General features: G+C 60.1%; 13 protein-coding genes and 1 pseudogene. 8 read left to right on the forward strand and 6 right to left on the reverse strand.

Translation table 11 applies throughout. From position 1 onward, the window contains the following. On the forward strand, positions 1-334 hold a 334-nt coding region (locus ABDW49_RS19400), incomplete at its 5' end, for a hypothetical protein (protein WP_343614426.1). A gap of 20 nt (positions 335-354) precedes the next feature. Here the strand turns inward: ABDW49_RS19400 and ABDW49_RS19405 are convergent. Both ABDW49_RS19405 and ABDW49_RS19410 read right to left on the reverse strand, forming a co-directional pair. Then, positions 355-840 carry a MarR family winged helix-turn-helix transcriptional regulator gene (locus ABDW49_RS19405; protein ID WP_343614427.1) on the reverse strand — a complete coding sequence of 162 codons (486 nt, stop codon included), beginning with the start codon at positions 838-840 and terminating at the stop codon, positions 355-357. 11 nt (positions 841-851) lie between these two features. Further along, positions 852-2,042, reverse strand: coding sequence for a heparan-alpha-glucosaminide N-acetyltransferase domain-containing protein (locus ABDW49_RS19410; RefSeq protein ID WP_343614428.1), 1,191 nt, complete (start codon positions 2,040-2,042; stop codon positions 852-854). Between the two features lie 362 nt (positions 2,043-2,404). Here ABDW49_RS19410 and ABDW49_RS19415 point away from each other — a divergent pair. The 5 genes and pseudogenes from ABDW49_RS19415 to ABDW49_RS19435 all read left to right on the forward strand — a co-directional run. Then, a pseudogene (locus tag ABDW49_RS19415) lies at positions 2,405-2,614 on the forward strand (NmrA family transcriptional regulator); the annotation flags it as partial. Positions 2,615-2,708: 94 nt separating this feature from the next. Further along, positions 2,709-3,212, forward strand: a complete 504-nt coding sequence (locus ABDW49_RS19420; RefSeq protein ID WP_343614715.1) for a hypothetical protein — start codon at positions 2,709-2,711, stop codon at positions 3,210-3,212. A 29-nt stretch (positions 3,213-3,241) separates the two neighbouring features. Continuing rightward, positions 3,242-3,700 carry a MarR family transcriptional regulator gene (locus ABDW49_RS19425; protein WP_343614430.1) on the forward strand — a complete coding sequence of 153 codons (459 nt, stop codon included), beginning with the start codon at positions 3,242-3,244 and terminating at the stop codon, positions 3,698-3,700. Between the two features lie 101 nt (positions 3,701-3,801). Further along, positions 3,802-4,842 carry an aldo/keto reductase gene (locus ABDW49_RS19430; protein WP_343614431.1) on the forward strand — a complete coding sequence of 347 codons (1,041 nt, stop codon included), beginning with the start codon at positions 3,802-3,804 and terminating at the stop codon, positions 4,840-4,842. Positions 4,843-4,862: 20 nt separating this feature from the next. Continuing rightward, the gene (locus ABDW49_RS19435) at positions 4,863-5,234 is read left to right on the forward strand and encodes a hypothetical protein (protein ID WP_343614433.1); all 372 of its coding nucleotides are present in this window, start codon (positions 4,863-4,865) and stop codon (positions 5,232-5,234) included. A 51-nt stretch (positions 5,235-5,285) separates the two neighbouring features. Here ABDW49_RS19435 and ABDW49_RS19440 read toward each other — a convergent pair whose 3' ends face one another. Together ABDW49_RS19440 and ABDW49_RS19445 are read right to left on the reverse strand one after the other, a co-directional pair. Next, positions 5,286-5,930, reverse strand: a complete 645-nt coding sequence (locus ABDW49_RS19440; protein WP_343614435.1) for an HD domain-containing protein — start codon at positions 5,928-5,930, stop codon at positions 5,286-5,288. A 109-nt stretch (positions 5,931-6,039) separates the two neighbouring features. After that, entirely contained in the window at positions 6,040-7,062 is a 1,023-nt protein-coding gene (locus tag ABDW49_RS19445) for a DJ-1/PfpI family protein (RefSeq protein ID WP_343614437.1), read from the reverse strand. Between the two features lie 357 nt (positions 7,063-7,419). On the opposite strand from ABDW49_RS19445, the gene ABDW49_RS19450 reads away from it, so the two are divergent. Both ABDW49_RS19450 and ABDW49_RS19455 read left to right on the forward strand, forming a co-directional pair. Beyond that, positions 7,420-8,691, forward strand: coding sequence for a DUF6119 family protein (locus ABDW49_RS19450; RefSeq protein ID WP_343614439.1), 1,272 nt, complete (start codon positions 7,420-7,422; stop codon positions 8,689-8,691). A 1,507-nt stretch (positions 8,692-10,198) separates the two neighbouring features. Beyond that, positions 10,199-10,435 carry a hypothetical protein gene (locus ABDW49_RS19455; protein WP_343614441.1) on the forward strand — a complete coding sequence of 79 codons (237 nt, stop codon included), beginning with the start codon at positions 10,199-10,201 and terminating at the stop codon, positions 10,433-10,435. Positions 10,436-10,757: 322 nt separating this feature from the next. On the opposite strand, the gene ABDW49_RS19460 is transcribed toward ABDW49_RS19455, so the two are convergent. Further along, on the reverse strand, positions 10,758-12,347 hold the full coding sequence (locus ABDW49_RS19460; protein WP_343614443.1) for an amidohydrolase: 1,590 nt from the start codon (positions 12,345-12,347) through the stop codon (positions 10,758-10,760). Between the two features lie 32 nt (positions 12,348-12,379). Continuing rightward, a complete protein-coding gene (locus ABDW49_RS19465; protein ID WP_343614445.1) occupies positions 12,380-15,484 on the reverse strand; it encodes a TonB-dependent receptor in 3,105 nt (1,034 codons plus the stop codon). Positions 15,485-15,854 lie beyond the last annotated feature (370 nt).

The raw sequence follows: 15,854 nt of genomic DNA on the forward strand, positions 1-15,854 counted from the left end.
AAAGCTGACCTTCAAGGTCAATGAACCGCTCCTCAATAGCAGTCGATTGTTCACCTCCTCCATACCGCACGGCTCCCGATGCTATGCCTCCATGGCCGGCGCCGTTCTGGCAGCGCGGGCGAACTCGAGCGCCCAATTGCCGATGAAGCGAGCCCACCTCAATTGTGGGATCCGACGCAGCGAAGGCGAGCGCGATGCGCAATTTCTCCACAATATCATTTTCATTGGGATCGAGTGGAATTGCAGACCCCAGCCTGCAACACTCGCGCCATCGCTTTCTGCCGGCGCGAGAGAGCAAGCGGACGGGAGAAGATGCGTTTTGCGCTGCCTCTAGAATGATGGATCGCAATATGTCTATTCACCCAGGTCGAGACTGTTGGCAGGCAAAGGGACTTCCATATCCTTGAGCATCTCCCTCATCGCCGCAGCTTCATCCGCCCCGTTCAGCACCTCGAACGCCTGCTGTGCCCGCTGCCAAAGCGGCATGGCGGCGGCCAGTCGCGCCCGGCCCGCAGCGGTCAGGCGGATGATCCGGGCCCGGCGGTCCTGCTCGCTCGGAATGATGTCCATCAGCCCATCGCGCTCCAGCAGCTTGATGTTTTGCCCCGCCGTGCTGCGATCGAGATCAAGCATCGCGGCCAGAGCGTTGACCGACAGCGGCTTGCCCGATGCCAGCGCCGCCAGCATTGAAAATTGCGTCGCCCGCAGCCCCACCGGCGCGAGGCAGGAGTCGTAATAGAGCGAGATGCGCCGCGCCGCCTTGCGCAGGCTGATGCAATGGCACTGGCCCACCGCCGGGAGCATCGCCTCATCTGGCACATCGGGGGAAGGATCAGGCATGAGGCTCCGGTTCAAAGATAGGTCATCCAATGGTGGCGCCTTGTGCGCTTGATCCGCGCATAGGCCTTGCACGCCGGATAGAGCAGCAGCAAGCCGCACACCCAGATCGCATAGACGCCGCCAAAGCCGATACCATAATCCGTCGAGGCCGACAGGGGCGTATGGCCGATGGTGATGGCATCCACGAACATCCAGCCCACCGGATAACCTCTGGCCCAGACCACCAGCACCGACAGGGCATGGTAAAGCGGCAGATGCAGCAGATAGAAGAACAGCGGCACTCGGCCCAGCAGGACAAGTCTGTCGGCGAGCACCAAAGGCAAGCGCTCTGCAAGCCCCAGCAACAGCAAGGCCGGCCCTAGCGTCATCAGGGTGTAAAGCAGCGAGGGCGGATATTTGGTGCAGTTGAGGAAGGACATCAGGGTGAACAGGCCATCACGCTGAAGATGCCACGGCTTGGGATCGCCATAGATCTGAGCCGCGCGCAAGGCGATGAACGCCGCGATCATCGTGAGGCCAAGATTGCGCAGGATCGGCCCACGCCGCTCAGCCGGAAGCTGGAACAGCCCGCCCATACCATAGCCAGTTGCCATGATGCCAAACCATGGCAACACCGGATAGATCGAGGCGATCACATGGCCCGGCCATGGCTTGAAGATTTGGAAATCGTCCAGCACAGCCCATGCCGGGGCCGTTGCACCGAAGATCTCCGCATGGGCGTTCAACCCGTCATGCAGCAGCACGATGGCCAGCCCTATGGCCAGCACAATCCGGGGCGCGGCAACACGCGCCGCCAGCGCCAGCAGGATCATCGAACCACCGATCGCCCAGATCACCTGCAACCGGACAAAGCCATAGTGAAGGTTGAAAGCCCAGCCCAGCGGCGTGACGAAAGCCACTTCCAGCAGCATCAGCCACAGCCCGCGTGAGATCAGCGTGCCTGTTCCCCGCCCTTCCCCGGCACTGGCGAGAAAGACGCTGACCCCGGCCAAGAACACGAAGGTGGGCGCACAGAGATGGGTGATCCAGCGCGTGAAGAAATAGGCTGGTGTGGTCTGGCTCATATCGGTGGGATCGAAGGGGGCATTCGACACGAATTCGCGAATGTGGTCCAGCGCCATGACAACCATGGCCAGCCCCCTGACGATGTCGATTGATGTCAGGCGGAGGTTCGTCGCCCGGCTGGCCGTCTGCTGATGCATTTGCTGTCCCCCTGCCGGTTCACCGCGAACCGCTCCTGGCCTATTTATGGGGATATCCCCATAAATCGATACGCGTTTTGGGACAGGCGATGGACGCGCACGATGCCAGGATCGGCCGGACATGCAGCTACGATGCGCCGAACCGTCACTCCTGCTCCACCCTTTCTGCCAATCAGGCCGCGATATCTGCCAATGATCCATCCGCATCTTGTCCGAGATCGGATCGAGGCATAGGTCTGCTTTCAGATAAAGGCATATGCTTCTATATTGAAAAAAGGATCAGAACGATGAGCCAGGCAGACTATCTTGTAAGCGGCGCGAGCGGCCGGACCGGTGGCGCTGCCATCGACGAATTGCTGAACATGGGTAAGACAGTCCGCGCCTTTATGCGCAGCGATGGCGAGGCAGCCGCCGCCCTTCGCGCGCGGCGCGTGGAGATCGCCCTGGGCGATTTCACCGATATCGATGCCATCCGCGCGGCGATGGAAGGGATCAAGGGCGCCTATTTCCTCCACCCCATCGCGCCGGGCATTCTGGGCGCCGCCGCCTATTTCGCCCAGGCGGCCAAGGAAGCCGGCGTGCGCTCGATCGTGAACATGTCGCAAATTTCCGCCCGCCGCAGAATCCACCAGCCATGCCGCGCAGGACCATTGGGTTTCCGAGCAGGTGTTCGACTGGTCGGGCGTACCCACCACCCACATCCGCCCGACCTTCTTTGCCGACTGGTTGTTCTACCCGCATTTCGCCAAGGAAATCGGGATCACCAAGATGATCCAGTTCCCCTTCGGCAACGGTCGCCATGCCCCCATCAGCTCGGAAGATCAGGGCCGCGTCATCGCCCATCTTCTGGCCAAGCCCAAGGGGCATGAAGGCAAGGTCTACACGCTGCACGGTCCGGTCGAGATGAACCATACAGAGATCGCCGCCGCCATGAGCGAGGTGCTGGGCACCACCATCACCTATGCGCCGCTCTCGATCCCGGCGTTCAAGGAGAAGATGGAAAACCTCTATGGCTTTCCGCCCTTCCTGGTGCAGCACCTCGAGGAAGTCGCCCAGCACTATCAGGATGGGGTTTTCGCAGGCACCAACGATATGGTCGAACGGATCACCGGAACCCCTGCCCAGTCGGTGCAGGAATTGACGATCAAAAACCTTGCAGCCTTTGCCTGAGGGACGGTGATTGGAGAAAGGATACTGTCATGTCGCAGAGGGTTGAAGCGCCAAAGGTCGATCACTGCAACTGCTTTGCCCTGCGCAAGGCCTCGCGCCAGATCTCCCGGTTCTACGACGCCCAGCTTCAACCCACCGGCCTGCGCATCACCCAGTTCCTGACGCTGGCCATCCTGAACGAGATTGGCGCCACCCCTATCATGGATCTTGCGGATCGCCTCGATATCGAGAAGACCGCGATGGGGAAAATGGTGAACACGCTGGAACGCGATGGGCTGGTTGGCATGCACCGCTCTCCCACGGATGGCCGAAGCCGGATTGTCACCCTGACCGATGCGGGCCGCGCCCTGTTCAATCAGGCCGTGCCGCTCTGGCATCAGGCCCAGAATGCCTTTGCCGCAGTCAACGATATCGGGGCGATTGCGGCGCTGCGGCCCGGCTTTGTGCTGAAAACCGCGCCGAAAACCACAGCGCCGCAACCGGCATAATCCGGCAATGACCTCAGCGCTTCGGGCCAAAGGCCTGAGCGCGGCGCCCCGTCGCGCGCATCGACGCCAACACCTGCACCATTCTTCATTGGAGACAGATCATGCATTATCGTGTTCTTGGCCAGACAGGCCTGCGTGTGTCCAGCCTGGCCCTGGGAACGGCGAATTTCGGCAAACGCTGGGACTATGGCGCCAGCGAGGACGAGGTTACCCCGATCTATCGCGCCTATCGTGAAGCGGGCGGCAACATCGTCGACACGGCCAACAACTATCAGGCCGGCGAATCCGAAGAGATCGTCGGAAGGCTGATCGCGGGCGAGCGGGACGATGTCGTCCTCTCGACCAAATTCACGCTGGGCTCATCACCCCAAGTCGGCCTGCTGGGCACTGGGAACAGCAGGCGCGCGCTTGTCCAGTCGGTGGAAGCAAGCCTTGCACGACTGGCGACCGACCATATCGATCTGCTCTGGGTTCATTATCCTGATGAGGTCACTCCGGTGGACGAGATCATGCGCGGTCTTGAGGATGTGATCCGCTCGGGCAAGGTCCTCTACACCGGCTTCTCGAATTTCCCGGCGTGGCGTGTGGCAGGGGCGGTGACACTGGCACAGGAACGTGGCTGGGTCGCGCCTTCTGCTGTCCAGTTCGAATATAATCTGATCGAGCGGACGGCGGACCGAGAAATTCTGCCCATGGCCAATGCTTATGGCCTCACCTCCTTTGGCTGGTCTCCTTTGGGCGGCGGCACACTGACCGGCAAATATCGTCGTGGCGAAGAGGGCCGCCTTCAGGCACTGGGAATCGTGGTGCAGAAAGAAGATGATGATCGGGCGGTCGCCACCGTGGATGAAGTCATCGCCGTGGCCCAGGACATCGGTACCAATCCGGGGCAGGTGGCATTGGCCTGGACACTTCATCGCGGGATCCTGCCGCTTGTGGGCCCGCGTACGGTCCGGCATCTGGCCGATAATCTGGGCGCCCTCGACGTGACCCTGTCGCCTGGGCAGATCGAACGCCTGGACCGCGCCAGTGCGATCCAGCTCGGCTTTCCGCACGACATGAACGCGAGCGCCTGGACACAGGACAATGTCGCCGGTGGCCAGAGCGCCCGGATCCTCCCCCCTTCCATCCCTCCCCCCTGACCGCATCGCCGGAGCCTGACATGACCCAAAACACGCAACGCCATCCTTTCCTTGATGATCTCAATGAGGACGTGACCCTTGTCTCCTCGGTACTGCGAGGGGAGCTGACGGGGCGCGATCAAGTCCTGAAGGTCGTCAAGGCAGCGGGAGGCCTTTATCGTAGCCAGACCCCCACCTTCCTCGGCCATGCCGATGATCGCATGTTCTTCCAGTATGAAGCCGATCTGGGTAATGGCCTAACCGCCAGCGGCATGGTGTCGATCATCCGCGATGACAATGGCGGCGTCTCCCGGCTTCACATTGCCTTCAGCCCGTTGGGCGCCGTTCTGAGCATCGCGGAAGGGCTCAAGGCGACTGTATCCGACGATCTGGACGCCGACCTGTTTCTTTAAACCTGCCCCCTCGGGCCATGCTTCTTTTCGGAGCATGGCCCAAGCGTTGTCTCAACTCTCGAAAGGCGCGCCCAGCAGCAAATCGCAGACATTGGGAATATCCAGGCCAGGAACCAGTCGGCGGCCGATATCCGCCAGCCCCGTGCCGATCGCCGTATGGGGTTTGGTCCTGGCAATCTCCGCCAGAGCGCTTGTGAAGGCTTCCTTGAAGCCCAGACGCGGATAAAGGCTGAGCGTATCATCGATCAGTTGAACCGGGATCTCCTCCATCCGCAGTCCCATGACATCGACATGGGCACCGAAATGCACCAAGGCCACCTCCGGCTCGCGCCGATCCGCAATATCGGCGGCGGAATGCAGCGCAATGGCATCCCAGACCAGCGCTGTCCTGTCCTCCGGATAGTCATGGGCGTGAAGGAAGCGCGCGGCGGCATCCGCGCCATCCACCTCAAAACGCTTGTCGGCGCCATGTTGATGAGACAGGCCCAGATCGTGAAGCAGCGAGGCGATATAAACCACCTCGCGGTCGAACCTCATCTCCCGCTTTCGGGCGAGGAATTCCGCGAACCAATAGGTACGGTGGACGTGATTGAGCAGGACCGGGGCATGGGCCTGTGCGGCGAGGGCAGCAGCCTTGCGGGCAAGGTCAGAATCCGGCGCGATGATACCACCAATCGTGACTGCAGATAAGCTCATGACGCGTTCCTCGGGCAATTGGATTTGCAAGATTCCGCCCAGATGGTTCGACCATGCTCTGGCAACAATGACAATCAGCCCTCGTTTTCAGACAGCCGATAGAGGGAGATCATGCTCCCTGATCACGCCCTCGCCCAAAGCGGCTGCGATAGTCTTGCGGCGATATGCCATGGGCCCGCACAAAGGCCCTCCGCAACCTTTCGTCATCGCCAAAGCCGGTGAGTCCAGCGATCCGCTGGACAGCTTCACCAGTGGCTTCCAGCAGACGCCGCGCCGCATCAACGCGCAGCTTTTCCACAGCGCGAGCCGGACTTTCACCAGTTTCCTCAAGATAAACACGGGCAAAATTGCGCGGGCTCATAACGGCAACCTTGGCCAGGGCTGGAACGGAGAGATCCTTGTCCAGATTGGCGCGGATCCAGTCATGAAGCCTATCGAAGCGTCCACGCACATCGCTGATCTGCCTGCGCAATTCGACGCTGAATTGGGATTGTCCTCCGGGACGCTTCAGGAACAGGACCAGCATCCGGGCCACATTCAAGGCCGTGCCATGCCCGAAATCCTCCTCGATCATGGCCAGAGCCATATCGATCCCCGCCGATACGCCGGCCGAAGTCCAGATGCGACCCGAGGTCACAAAGATCGCATCCGGCCGCACCGTCACGGCCGGATGATCACGCGCCAGTTGATCGCAGGCAGACCAATGCGTCGTCGCCTCATGCCCATCCAGCGCGCCAAGTTCAGCCAGAATGAGCGCCCCGGTACAAATGGATCCGAGCCGCCGGGGTCGCCCGAGGAACCTCGCTAGACCATCGCGCAGCTGCGCCCTGGCTTCTGCCGGAGCCGTCACCTCTCCACCGGCCACCAACAGCGTATCGGTTTCGCGCATCATGGCATCCTCGAGCCTCAGCGTCGGCAGCGCAATACCGACATCCGTATCTACCATCCCACCGCCGATGGAGGCCAAGAGCACCTGATAGGCAGCATGGCCATCCTCCGCCCGGACTTCCGCGAAAGCCTGCATCGGCCCCGTCACATCGAGCAACTTGGCACCTTCATAGGTCACGATCACGATCTTGCGCGCCGCCGCCTGGTCAGATGCATCCATTGCCATGCTTTGATTATGCTCCACTGGCATTATGGTGTTTTGCGATTACCCCTGATGACCCGTTGCCTGAGCCTTTCGGTGTCGCACAAAGCCATCTTCCGCAGGCGGTTGTGGCATTTGATACGATCCCGATAACGCATGGATCAATTTCATCAAGAGATAGGTTCAATCAGCCAAGGCCGCTGACATAGCGGCCGTTCAGGTGCATATTGCGGCTCCCTGACAGCGGCCCTTGGTTCATCTTGCCTCTACTCATATTTCGCTGGAGGCGAAAACTTCAAGGGCAACTATTCAATTTCGAGATGATCATGATTCCAATATTCAAGATGTTATGATATAAGTGAGCGGGGCGTGCGGCGTTATTACTTCGGGGGGCACTCGATGTCGGCATCGGCCGTTGCGGCGCCATCGGTAAGCACTGTTGCACTCTCATTGCGTCTCCTCACGGTCGCGACCGCGGCTGAAGCGCTCAAGCCGGACCATGGCCTTAGTCACATTGCCAGCACCGTGGGTGAGCTTTGGATTAGCCAGACGCCGCCGAATCCGCCGGGCTGGGTGACCTTCTTAGGTGGGGTGGCGCCGGACGTTGTCGGCATGCTGCGCACCCAATCCTGCTCAGCAGTGCTTTTCGTGGAGGTCGCCAAGCCCGCCAAGCATTTGTTCGCAATCTGCTTCGGACAGGGGCACCATTCCCTCGCCGACGGTGCGGTAGAGCGCGGGTTTGGGCTCAAGGTTACCCTGAGCCAGGTGGCGCGTGACCAGCTCCGGACGATCGACAGTGCGGCACTAGATTCGACGGTCATGCAACGCCGCACCCAAGCAAGCCGCAACGCTCACCTGGTCGCCTTTGAGATCGACACCAACCGTGAGCTGGTCCGTCTCGCCTCGGGCGTCCCCAAATCGGGTGACTTTGCGAAGGCTCTCTCGGGTCGCGACGCGCTCGCTACCCGCGCGCAGATTGCACCGGGCAGCATCATTGCGTACTGCGAGCGCGCCCTGGCGATCTACCAAACCAAGGCCTACCGCCGCGACTTTCCCTTCGTCGACCATGTTGAGCTGGTCACCGACCGGACCAGGTGCGCCGAGCTCGACGCCTTGGCTTATGCACAACTGGCAGCGTTGGTCGCGGGCGGAGCCTCGGACCTTCACCTTGCCATTCCCGATATCCTCTCCCCGGGCAAAGAAGTCGAGATCGGCTATTTCGGCGCAGGCTTTGCCAAGGGCCATAAGCGCGCCTTTGCGCAACTCGCCATTGAGGATTATGTCGCCGAGCTCCAGCGCGGCGACTTTGCCTCGATCACTGATATGGCTGAGATAAAAGGCTCACATGAGATCTGCGTGATGACAGACGGGCAGGCCGACCGCACCCGCCGGCGTAAGGTCTATTCGTGCATAGTCTATGAAGCACAGCACAAGGGTGAGGCCTACGTCCTGTTTGACGGGCAATGGTATCTGGTCGACCGCGGCTTCTATGGTGAAATCGACAGGTCGTACAAGGCGCTCCTCGCACGACCGTTCGAAATGCAGACCACCGCCGTGAATGAGCGTGATTTTATCGGGCAGCTCCAGAGCCGGCCCGATCTATTGTGCCTCGACCAGACCCGCACTAATCCATACACGAAATATTGGATTAAAAGATTGAATAAATTGTGATATTTTCAAAGACTGGTATTTTCCGCCACGTCATGTTAATGCTTCATTGCCGAGATGTATGTCAAACTGACACACCATTAATGAAGGGTGCTCTCGGCATGTCCCAATTGCCTATCGAAGAGTCTAGTCAGCCCGCTCAGCGCTCACCCCGGCAACATCGACTTTTACGCGCGCACATGGTGTCAGACGATGGAAAATCCCAAGAAATTACCATCCGGAACATATCGGCGAAGGGGATCGGCGGCGTTCTCAGCAAGAAAACAGAGAAAGTAGGAGACAAGGTAACTATTTTCCTGGCGCATGGTTCTAGTTTCACTGTGGTTCTTCGCTGGATTAAGGGGAAAGCCTTCGGGATGAAGCTTGATTTTGAGGTTAGTACGGCGACTCTTGACCATCTAGTTACAAGTAAAAGGACCAATCCAGCGCCCGAGGCTGGCAATGATTCTTGGGAAGTGAGCCGATTCTATCGTGCCTATGCATCACACATTCCCCGAGCCGACCCAAGCCGTCTGCGGCGCATCTAGACCACATGGCCGGCTGAGGCAGGAGAGTTAGCAGTACAGAGGTCGCATGTTGCCAACATGTGTTCTAGGTGCTTTCATCGCATATCGCCCCGCGATATTGGCGACTATCGCTCTGCAGACCATTATGCCTGGGAGGCTGACAAACATCGCTATCGGGCTTGGAGGGATACTGGCTACGCTGAACATGAGGAGCGTGCTACTCTTTGGGACGATTGGCATGGTTACTGAAAGATAGGGCTAGAACAGAACTGTCTCACCGCCGAACACATTGCCATTGCCGCTGAGGTCATGTCGGGTAGATCGCCCAGCATGCAGTGAGTGGCTCAGGTGCATTGCAAATATGATGCACCGAGCGGCGCAACCGATTGCCTTTCAATTTCAGCTCTTCTCAATTCACTCTAACGCTGTAATCAAAGGGGGGCAGGCTTCCTACTCCGGGTCTGTGCTATGCATCCGGGCGCTGCGACCTCTGTCCGGATGCATAGCTTCCGGTGACATCGGTTTTTCGACAGACCGCTGGTGATCCTGGGAGAGTTGGCTCAGTCTCGAAGGAGTTGCGGGGTTATTTCCGAGCCAACCTTATTCATTTAGAGCAGATCCTCTCGATGCGAAGGATGCACGATGAGCTCAAAGATGCTGATCATTCTTGAATTGGTGCTGCTTGCGACACTCGTGGCTCTGGTGACAGCGGTCAGCATCTGGCCTCCTATTTAGGGCGAGCAACCACTTGGCCAACCGCTATCAGGCTGACGCGTCGCTCAACATCGCAAACGGTAGGTCCTGCTGGCGCCGCGAAGCGCACGATGCCAACCGACGCGCCCCCGCTTGGATCGGTGGCCTGGGCGGGGAATTAGCGTTTAGCCGTGCAAGCCTGCCGATGGGCTGAACAGCTATGCGCTGGAACAGACATGCAATTTCTTCGCTTGTCCGATACTTGCGTATTTTAACGTATCTCGAACCCGAAAAAACACACGAGTAACACTATGAAAATGGACATCCTCCCAAACAGCAAGGCGGCGGCAACTCTTTTTACGGAGAGCAAAAAGGGCGTAATTTTACCCATTTTCGATGATGCTTTCGAGAGTTGCGCCAAGGTTCTCAAGAAAATGCCGCCACCAGAGGATGGCAGTAAATTGTGGATCGAGTGCATGGGGCAGAAATTCGATGCTGCCTGGGTTGAAGCCCATTTCAGGCCAGACCTCGATATTGAAACAGAGTGATCGGCGGGCTTCAGGCCCCTTCGCCCGCTCCGGGGGGAATTGCTGTTCCACCTGCTCAGCAAACTCTCTGAGAAGACCTCTGTAATCATCACCACTAGCCTGGCCTGTAAGGTTGACGATCTAGCGGGACATCTTTGATGCTGCTGATTGGCAGCCAGAAGGATAGATCCCTTGACCAAGGAAGAACGCGAGGCTCAGCGCTTTCTCAGCTGGCTGATGGAGGAAATCGGGGTGACCGGCCTGCCGAAACCGGTCTGACACCCCGCGCTTCACACTTCAGGCAAACGGGGCAGACTTGGCGCCCGGCCCCTTGCCCCGCCGCCTACTGCGCAGGCGCTTCAAGCACCGGATATTTGATGCCCAGCTGCTCCAGATAGCTGCCGTATTTGCTGGAGTCGTAATAATACTTCTCCATCTCCGGGCGGTATTCCTTCATGGTCTTGGCGTTGAGCCAGATCGCAGGCTTGTCAGCCGGAGTGATGATCGGATCGTAGTGATCCGTCTTCTGCTGCACATCGTGGAAATAGGCCTTGGCATCGGCGACCAGCTTGGGCGTGGTCATGATGTCCAGCACGGTCAGCGCCAGTGCCTTGGCCCCCGCCTCGGCGCCCTTGTGAGCAATCGGCGTGGCTTCTGCCATGGCCGACAGCACATTATGGCCGATCATGTTGGGGATGTTGGCCGGATAGCGGATGGTGATGGTCGGCACCGTCCACATGATATCGCCAATGTCATCCGAGCCACCGCCGATTGAGCGCGGGCGGTTTTCCGGCGTGGACAGCTCACCAATCGTTTCAGGCAGCGGCTGGACCTTGCGGTGGTTGATGGTCTGCACCGCCTTGGTGAACGCCTGATCGTCGGCGCTCCATTTGGGCATGCCCACCGCCTTGATGTTGGCATAGGCGGCTTCGGCCAGCGGCTTGTTGCCGAAATCGGGCGCGGCATAGCCCAGGGTCTGCTTGGTGACGGTGGTGCCGGTGGCCTTGGCGGCGGCCTCGGCTATCTCATTGCCGGTGTTGTAGAGGTCGCGGATGGCGGCGAAGTTGCGCTCGCGGAAATAGTACCACACGCTGGCCTTGTCGGGCACCACATTGGGCTGGCCCCCGCCATTGGTGATCACATAATGCGAGCGCTGGGTGACGGGCAGATGCTCGCGCCGGAAGTTCCAGGCCGAGTCCATGATCTCCACGCCATCGAGCGCGGAATGGCCATCCCACGGGTCACCGGCGGCATGGGCGGTCTTGCCGTGGAAGGTGTATTCCACCGAGACCATGCCGTTCATTCCCAGATCGCCATAGGCCGTGCCGAAATCGGAGCTGACATGGTTGAAGATGCAGACATCCACATCCTTGAACAGCCCTTCGCGCACGTAATAGGCCTTGGTGGCCAGCAGTTCCTCGGCCACGCCCGGCCAGATCATCAGGCGGCCGGGGATATGGTTCTTTTCCATCACAGTCTTGGCAGAGATCGCGGCGGCCACCACCAGCGGCATGCCGGTGTTATGTCCCTCGCCATGGCCGGGCGCGCCCTCCACCAGCGGCTTGATGTAGGGCAGGCCCGGCGTCTGCGAGGTGCCCAGCAGATTGTCGATGTCGCTGCCCAGCGCCACCACCGGGCCGCCCTCGCCCCAGGTGGCGGTGAAGGCGGTGGGGATGCCGGCCACGCCGCGCGTCACCTTGAAGCCGTTCTTCTCCAGGATATCGGCCAGATAGGCCGAGGTGCGGGTCTCCTGAAAGCCCGGCTCGGCAAAGCTGAAGACGGTGTCGACCATCACCTGGATGTTCTTGCGCTGCGCCTCGACCCCGGCAATCGCCTCGGCCTTTTCCTTGGCCGTGGCGGCGGCCTGAGCGGACATGGCCTGACCGGCGATGGCCAGCGAAAGCGCCAGAGCGGAAGCCTTGAATGTAATCATGCTCTTCATCGTTCTATCGTCCTTGCGGGGGATCAGAATTGCAGGCGCGCGGCCAGGCGGAAGGTGCGGCCGTTCACATCATAAAGGCTGCGGTTGGTCTGGGCATAGGCGGGCACGTTGTTGCCGCTGGGGCCGTTGCCCACCAGCACCGGCGCGGTGTTGGCCAGATTGTTGACCACCAACGTCACCGATCCCTCATGCCCGGCGGGCCTGATCTTCACGCTGACCGAGGCATCCAGATAGACCGCGCCGGGGATCTGGTTGTTGTTGATGGTGACATAGCGGTTGCGGTCATTGGCGCTGGCATAGGTCGGGCAGGCGGTGGTGCACTGCACATAGTCATTGCCATAGACACCGTCCGAGAAGCCGCGCACCACCAGATTGAAGGTGGTCTTGCCCAGATCGTAGAAGGTGCTGATGCGATAGACCCATTTGGGCTCATTGTAGGTGCCCGAGAGCGTGCCGCCATTGACCCCAGCGTAATCGACCGGGAAAATGCCATTGTCGACGACATTCTCGATATAATGGGTGGCCTGCGCCTTCATCGAGAAGACACCGGGCAGGATGGTTGAAATGTTGGAGAGCGGCAGGCGGTAGCCCGCCTCGATATCGAAGCCGCGTTCATGCTGGCTGGCGAAGTTGTAGGGCTGGATGACAATGCTGGAGAGCGTGCCGCCCGAATAGACGATGTTGTTGCAATAGGCCGTCAGCCCCGCATAACAGAAGTCCACCGTATTCTGCGAGGTGATCGAGCCGATGGCGTCCTTGATGCGGATGTCATAATAGTCGAAGCTGAGCGACAGGCCCGGGGCAAAGCTGGGCGTCAGCACCGCACCCGCCGTCCAGGTGTTGGCCTTTTCGGGCTTCAGATTGGGATTGCCGATGGTGTTTTCGACATAGGTCGGCGTGCTCACCCCCAGCGGCGAATTGCTGGGCAGGTTGACGGTGTTGGTGCGCGCCGTGCCCGCCGCGAACAGCTCCTGCAAATTGGGCGCGCGAATGTCATGACTGTAGGTGGCGCGGAACTTCACATCATGCGTGGGCGCCCAGGTGCCGCCGACCTTATAGGTGGTGACATAGCCCGAGGTCGAATAATCGGTGCCGCGCACCGCCGCATCGATGTTCAGCCCCTTGAACAGCGGAACGCTGAGTTCGGCGAAACCTTCCTTCACATAGTAATGGCCGACATTGGGCAGATAGTTGCCATAGAGCCAGACATTGCTGGTGGTGCCGGTGGTGGCATTGACCTGGGGCTGAAACTCTTGCGAGACATAGCCATTGATCCCCTCACGCCGCCATTCGCCGCCGAAGGCCAGGCTGACCGTGCCGCCCGGCAGCTTGAAGAGATCACCGTTGAAGCTGACCGAGCCGACATCCTCCTGCACTGTCTCGTTGCGATAGGGTTGGTTACCATAGATATAGGCCAGCGCCGCAGCGGACGGCCCCGTGGTGCCCAGGCGATCGATGGGCACGCAGCCATTGCCGGGATTGGTGATGGTGGAACGGCAGACGATCTGGCCGTTGTAATTTACCGCATCCTGGGCCAGCGCCATGCGCGTGGTGTTCCAGGTGTTGATCAGGCCCTCATGCGCCTTGGTCATGCCGTGCTGGAAATAGGCATCCCATGACCAGCTGCCGCTGCCCACGGTGAACCTGCCGCTGCCGCCCACCACAAGGCGCCCCACATCGCGGCTGTTGTGGCTGCCGGGCACCGGGAAGCCCGCATTGGAGGTGCCGATGCTCAGCGAATTGACCCCGGCGGCGGTCATGGCGCTGACCACGGCGGGATAATTGTTGACCAGATAGGCATTGTCCTTCTGGATCGTCACGCCGGTCGAAGGGGTCTGCTGGTAATAGCTCTCGCCGATGTAGCGGTTCCACGAGGCCTGCACATAGAGCGAGGTGTCGGGCGTGACATCATAGGCCGTGCGCAGGAAGGTCGAGAGGCGGCTTTCATCCGGGATCAGCGAGTTGGTGCCGACATGGCCCGCCAGCGTGTTCTGATAGTCCCCGCCGATCATATAGGGCGTGGAAACCGAATTATACGTGCCGTAGTTCAGCTTGCCGGTCTGGCCATTGCCCAGGAAATAGGTGCCCAGCAGCGGCCCGGAATTGACCAGACCACCCGCCGTATAGGTGCCCGGGCCATAGCCCGATCCCACCAGACGCAGCGGCTGGCCATTGGTGGTGGTGTAGGCCGGATTGGCGATCTGGAAATAGCCGGAGTTGTTCCACGACCGGTCGATGGTCGCCACGCCTTCCTGCTTGAAGAATTCGGCGCTGGCCAGAACATGCAGCCGGTCATCGAGCAGAGAGAAACCACCCGAGCCGCCGATCTTGTAGTTGGCACCATCGCCATAGGTGGTGATTCCGCTGTCTGCGGCGATGCGGAAACCCTTGAACTTCTTGTTGAGGATGAAGTTCACCACGCCACCCACAGCGTCAGAACCATAGGCCGCCGAGGCGCCGCCCGTAACGACTTCGACGCGCTCGACCAGATCTTGCGGGAAGGTGTTGATGTCAACGATGCCGCCCACCGAGGAGGCAACCGAACGCTGCCCGTCCAGCAGCACCAGCGTGCGCGAGGCGCCGAGACCACGCAAATTGACGCTGTTGATCCCAGCGATGCCGTTCGACAGGCTGCCGGAAGAATTGCCCGAGGTGGACCCCGTGGTCACCGCCGGCAACTGGTTGACGAAGTTGGAAAGATTGGCCGGGGCCTGCGCCTTGATGTCCGCCGAGGAGAGCACCGCCACCGGCGTCGGCGCGGAGAAGCCATCCTTCACGATGCGCGTGCCGGTGACGATGATATCGGTCTTGGTGTCATCCGCCGCCGGGGCCGGAGCCGGAGCCACATCGGGCACGGGCGCGGACAGCGCGGTGTCGGTCGCGGTGGGCGCGGTCAGGCGGCTGGTTTCGCTTGCCGCGATGCGCCCGGCGGACAGCAGGCCATCGGCACGGATCGGTTCGGGCCTTGCCGCCTCGATCGAATAGCTGTCGACGGCAGCATCACGGGCGTGAGCCGCGCTCGCGCCGCCGATCACCAGCGCCAGAGCCGCGCTATGGCCCAGCCAATGGCGGCGCGCCCGCATCCGGCGCATCCGCCCCGCACCCGGCATCATATCAGCGAAATTCACGGCATCATTGGCCGTATTTATTCCCAAATTTGCCATGCAATCCCCCTATCGACAATCACGTCAGGCCAAGGGCGATCCTCTCCCGCAAATTTTGAACGCAGATCTCCATCTCCCCGCTCGCAATGGGGAGGTTTTATTTTAATATCCAGACATTAATTCACCGAAAAAAGCCGAACATGGCATCGGATTGCGACCCGAAGCGCACGAACATTTTCTTTCTTATTCCCTCAAATTGATGACACAAATGTAACGCAAAGCGCGTGCAGCATCCAATTAAAGTTCCCCATAGTTGGGAGGGGCTGTGGTGGATTTCACCAAGAAGGCTTCCATTCTTCACGCATTCGATCACGTCCGCAGCGAAGCTGTTGCG

The sequence above is a fragment of the Novosphingobium sp. genome (assembly GCF_039595395.1).
Classification (GTDB): domain Bacteria; phylum Pseudomonadota; class Alphaproteobacteria; order Sphingomonadales; family Sphingomonadaceae; genus Novosphingobium.

Bases quoted from the DNA above. Each gene is read 5' to 3' on its own strand.
- ABDW49_RS19405 (WP_343614427.1), bottom strand. From the start codon at position 840: ATGCCTGATCCTTCCCCCGATGTGCCAGATGAGGCGATGCTCCCGGCG.
- ABDW49_RS19410 (WP_343614428.1), bottom strand. From the start codon at position 2,042: ATGCATCAGCAGACGGCCAGCCGGGCGACGAACCTCCGCCTGACATCA.
- ABDW49_RS19425 (WP_343614430.1), top strand. From the start codon at position 3,242: ATGTCGCAGAGGGTTGAAGCGCCAAAGGTCGATCACTGCAACTGCTTT.
- ABDW49_RS19430 (WP_343614431.1), top strand. From the start codon at position 3,802: ATGCATTATCGTGTTCTTGGCCAGACAGGCCTGCGTGTGTCCAGCCTG.
- ABDW49_RS19435 (WP_343614433.1), top strand. From the start codon at position 4,863: ATGACCCAAAACACGCAACGCCATCCTTTCCTTGATGATCTCAATGAG.
- ABDW49_RS19440 (WP_343614435.1), bottom strand. From the start codon at position 5,930: ATGAGCTTATCTGCAGTCACGATTGGTGGTATCATCGCGCCGGATTCT.
- ABDW49_RS19450 (WP_343614439.1), top strand. From the start codon at position 7,420: ATGTCGGCATCGGCCGTTGCGGCGCCATCGGTAAGCACTGTTGCACTC.
- ABDW49_RS19455 (WP_343614441.1), top strand. From the start codon at position 10,199: ATGAAAATGGACATCCTCCCAAACAGCAAGGCGGCGGCAACTCTTTTT.
- ABDW49_RS19460 (WP_343614443.1), bottom strand. From the start codon at position 12,347: ATGATTACATTCAAGGCTTCCGCTCTGGCGCTTTCGCTGGCCATCGCC.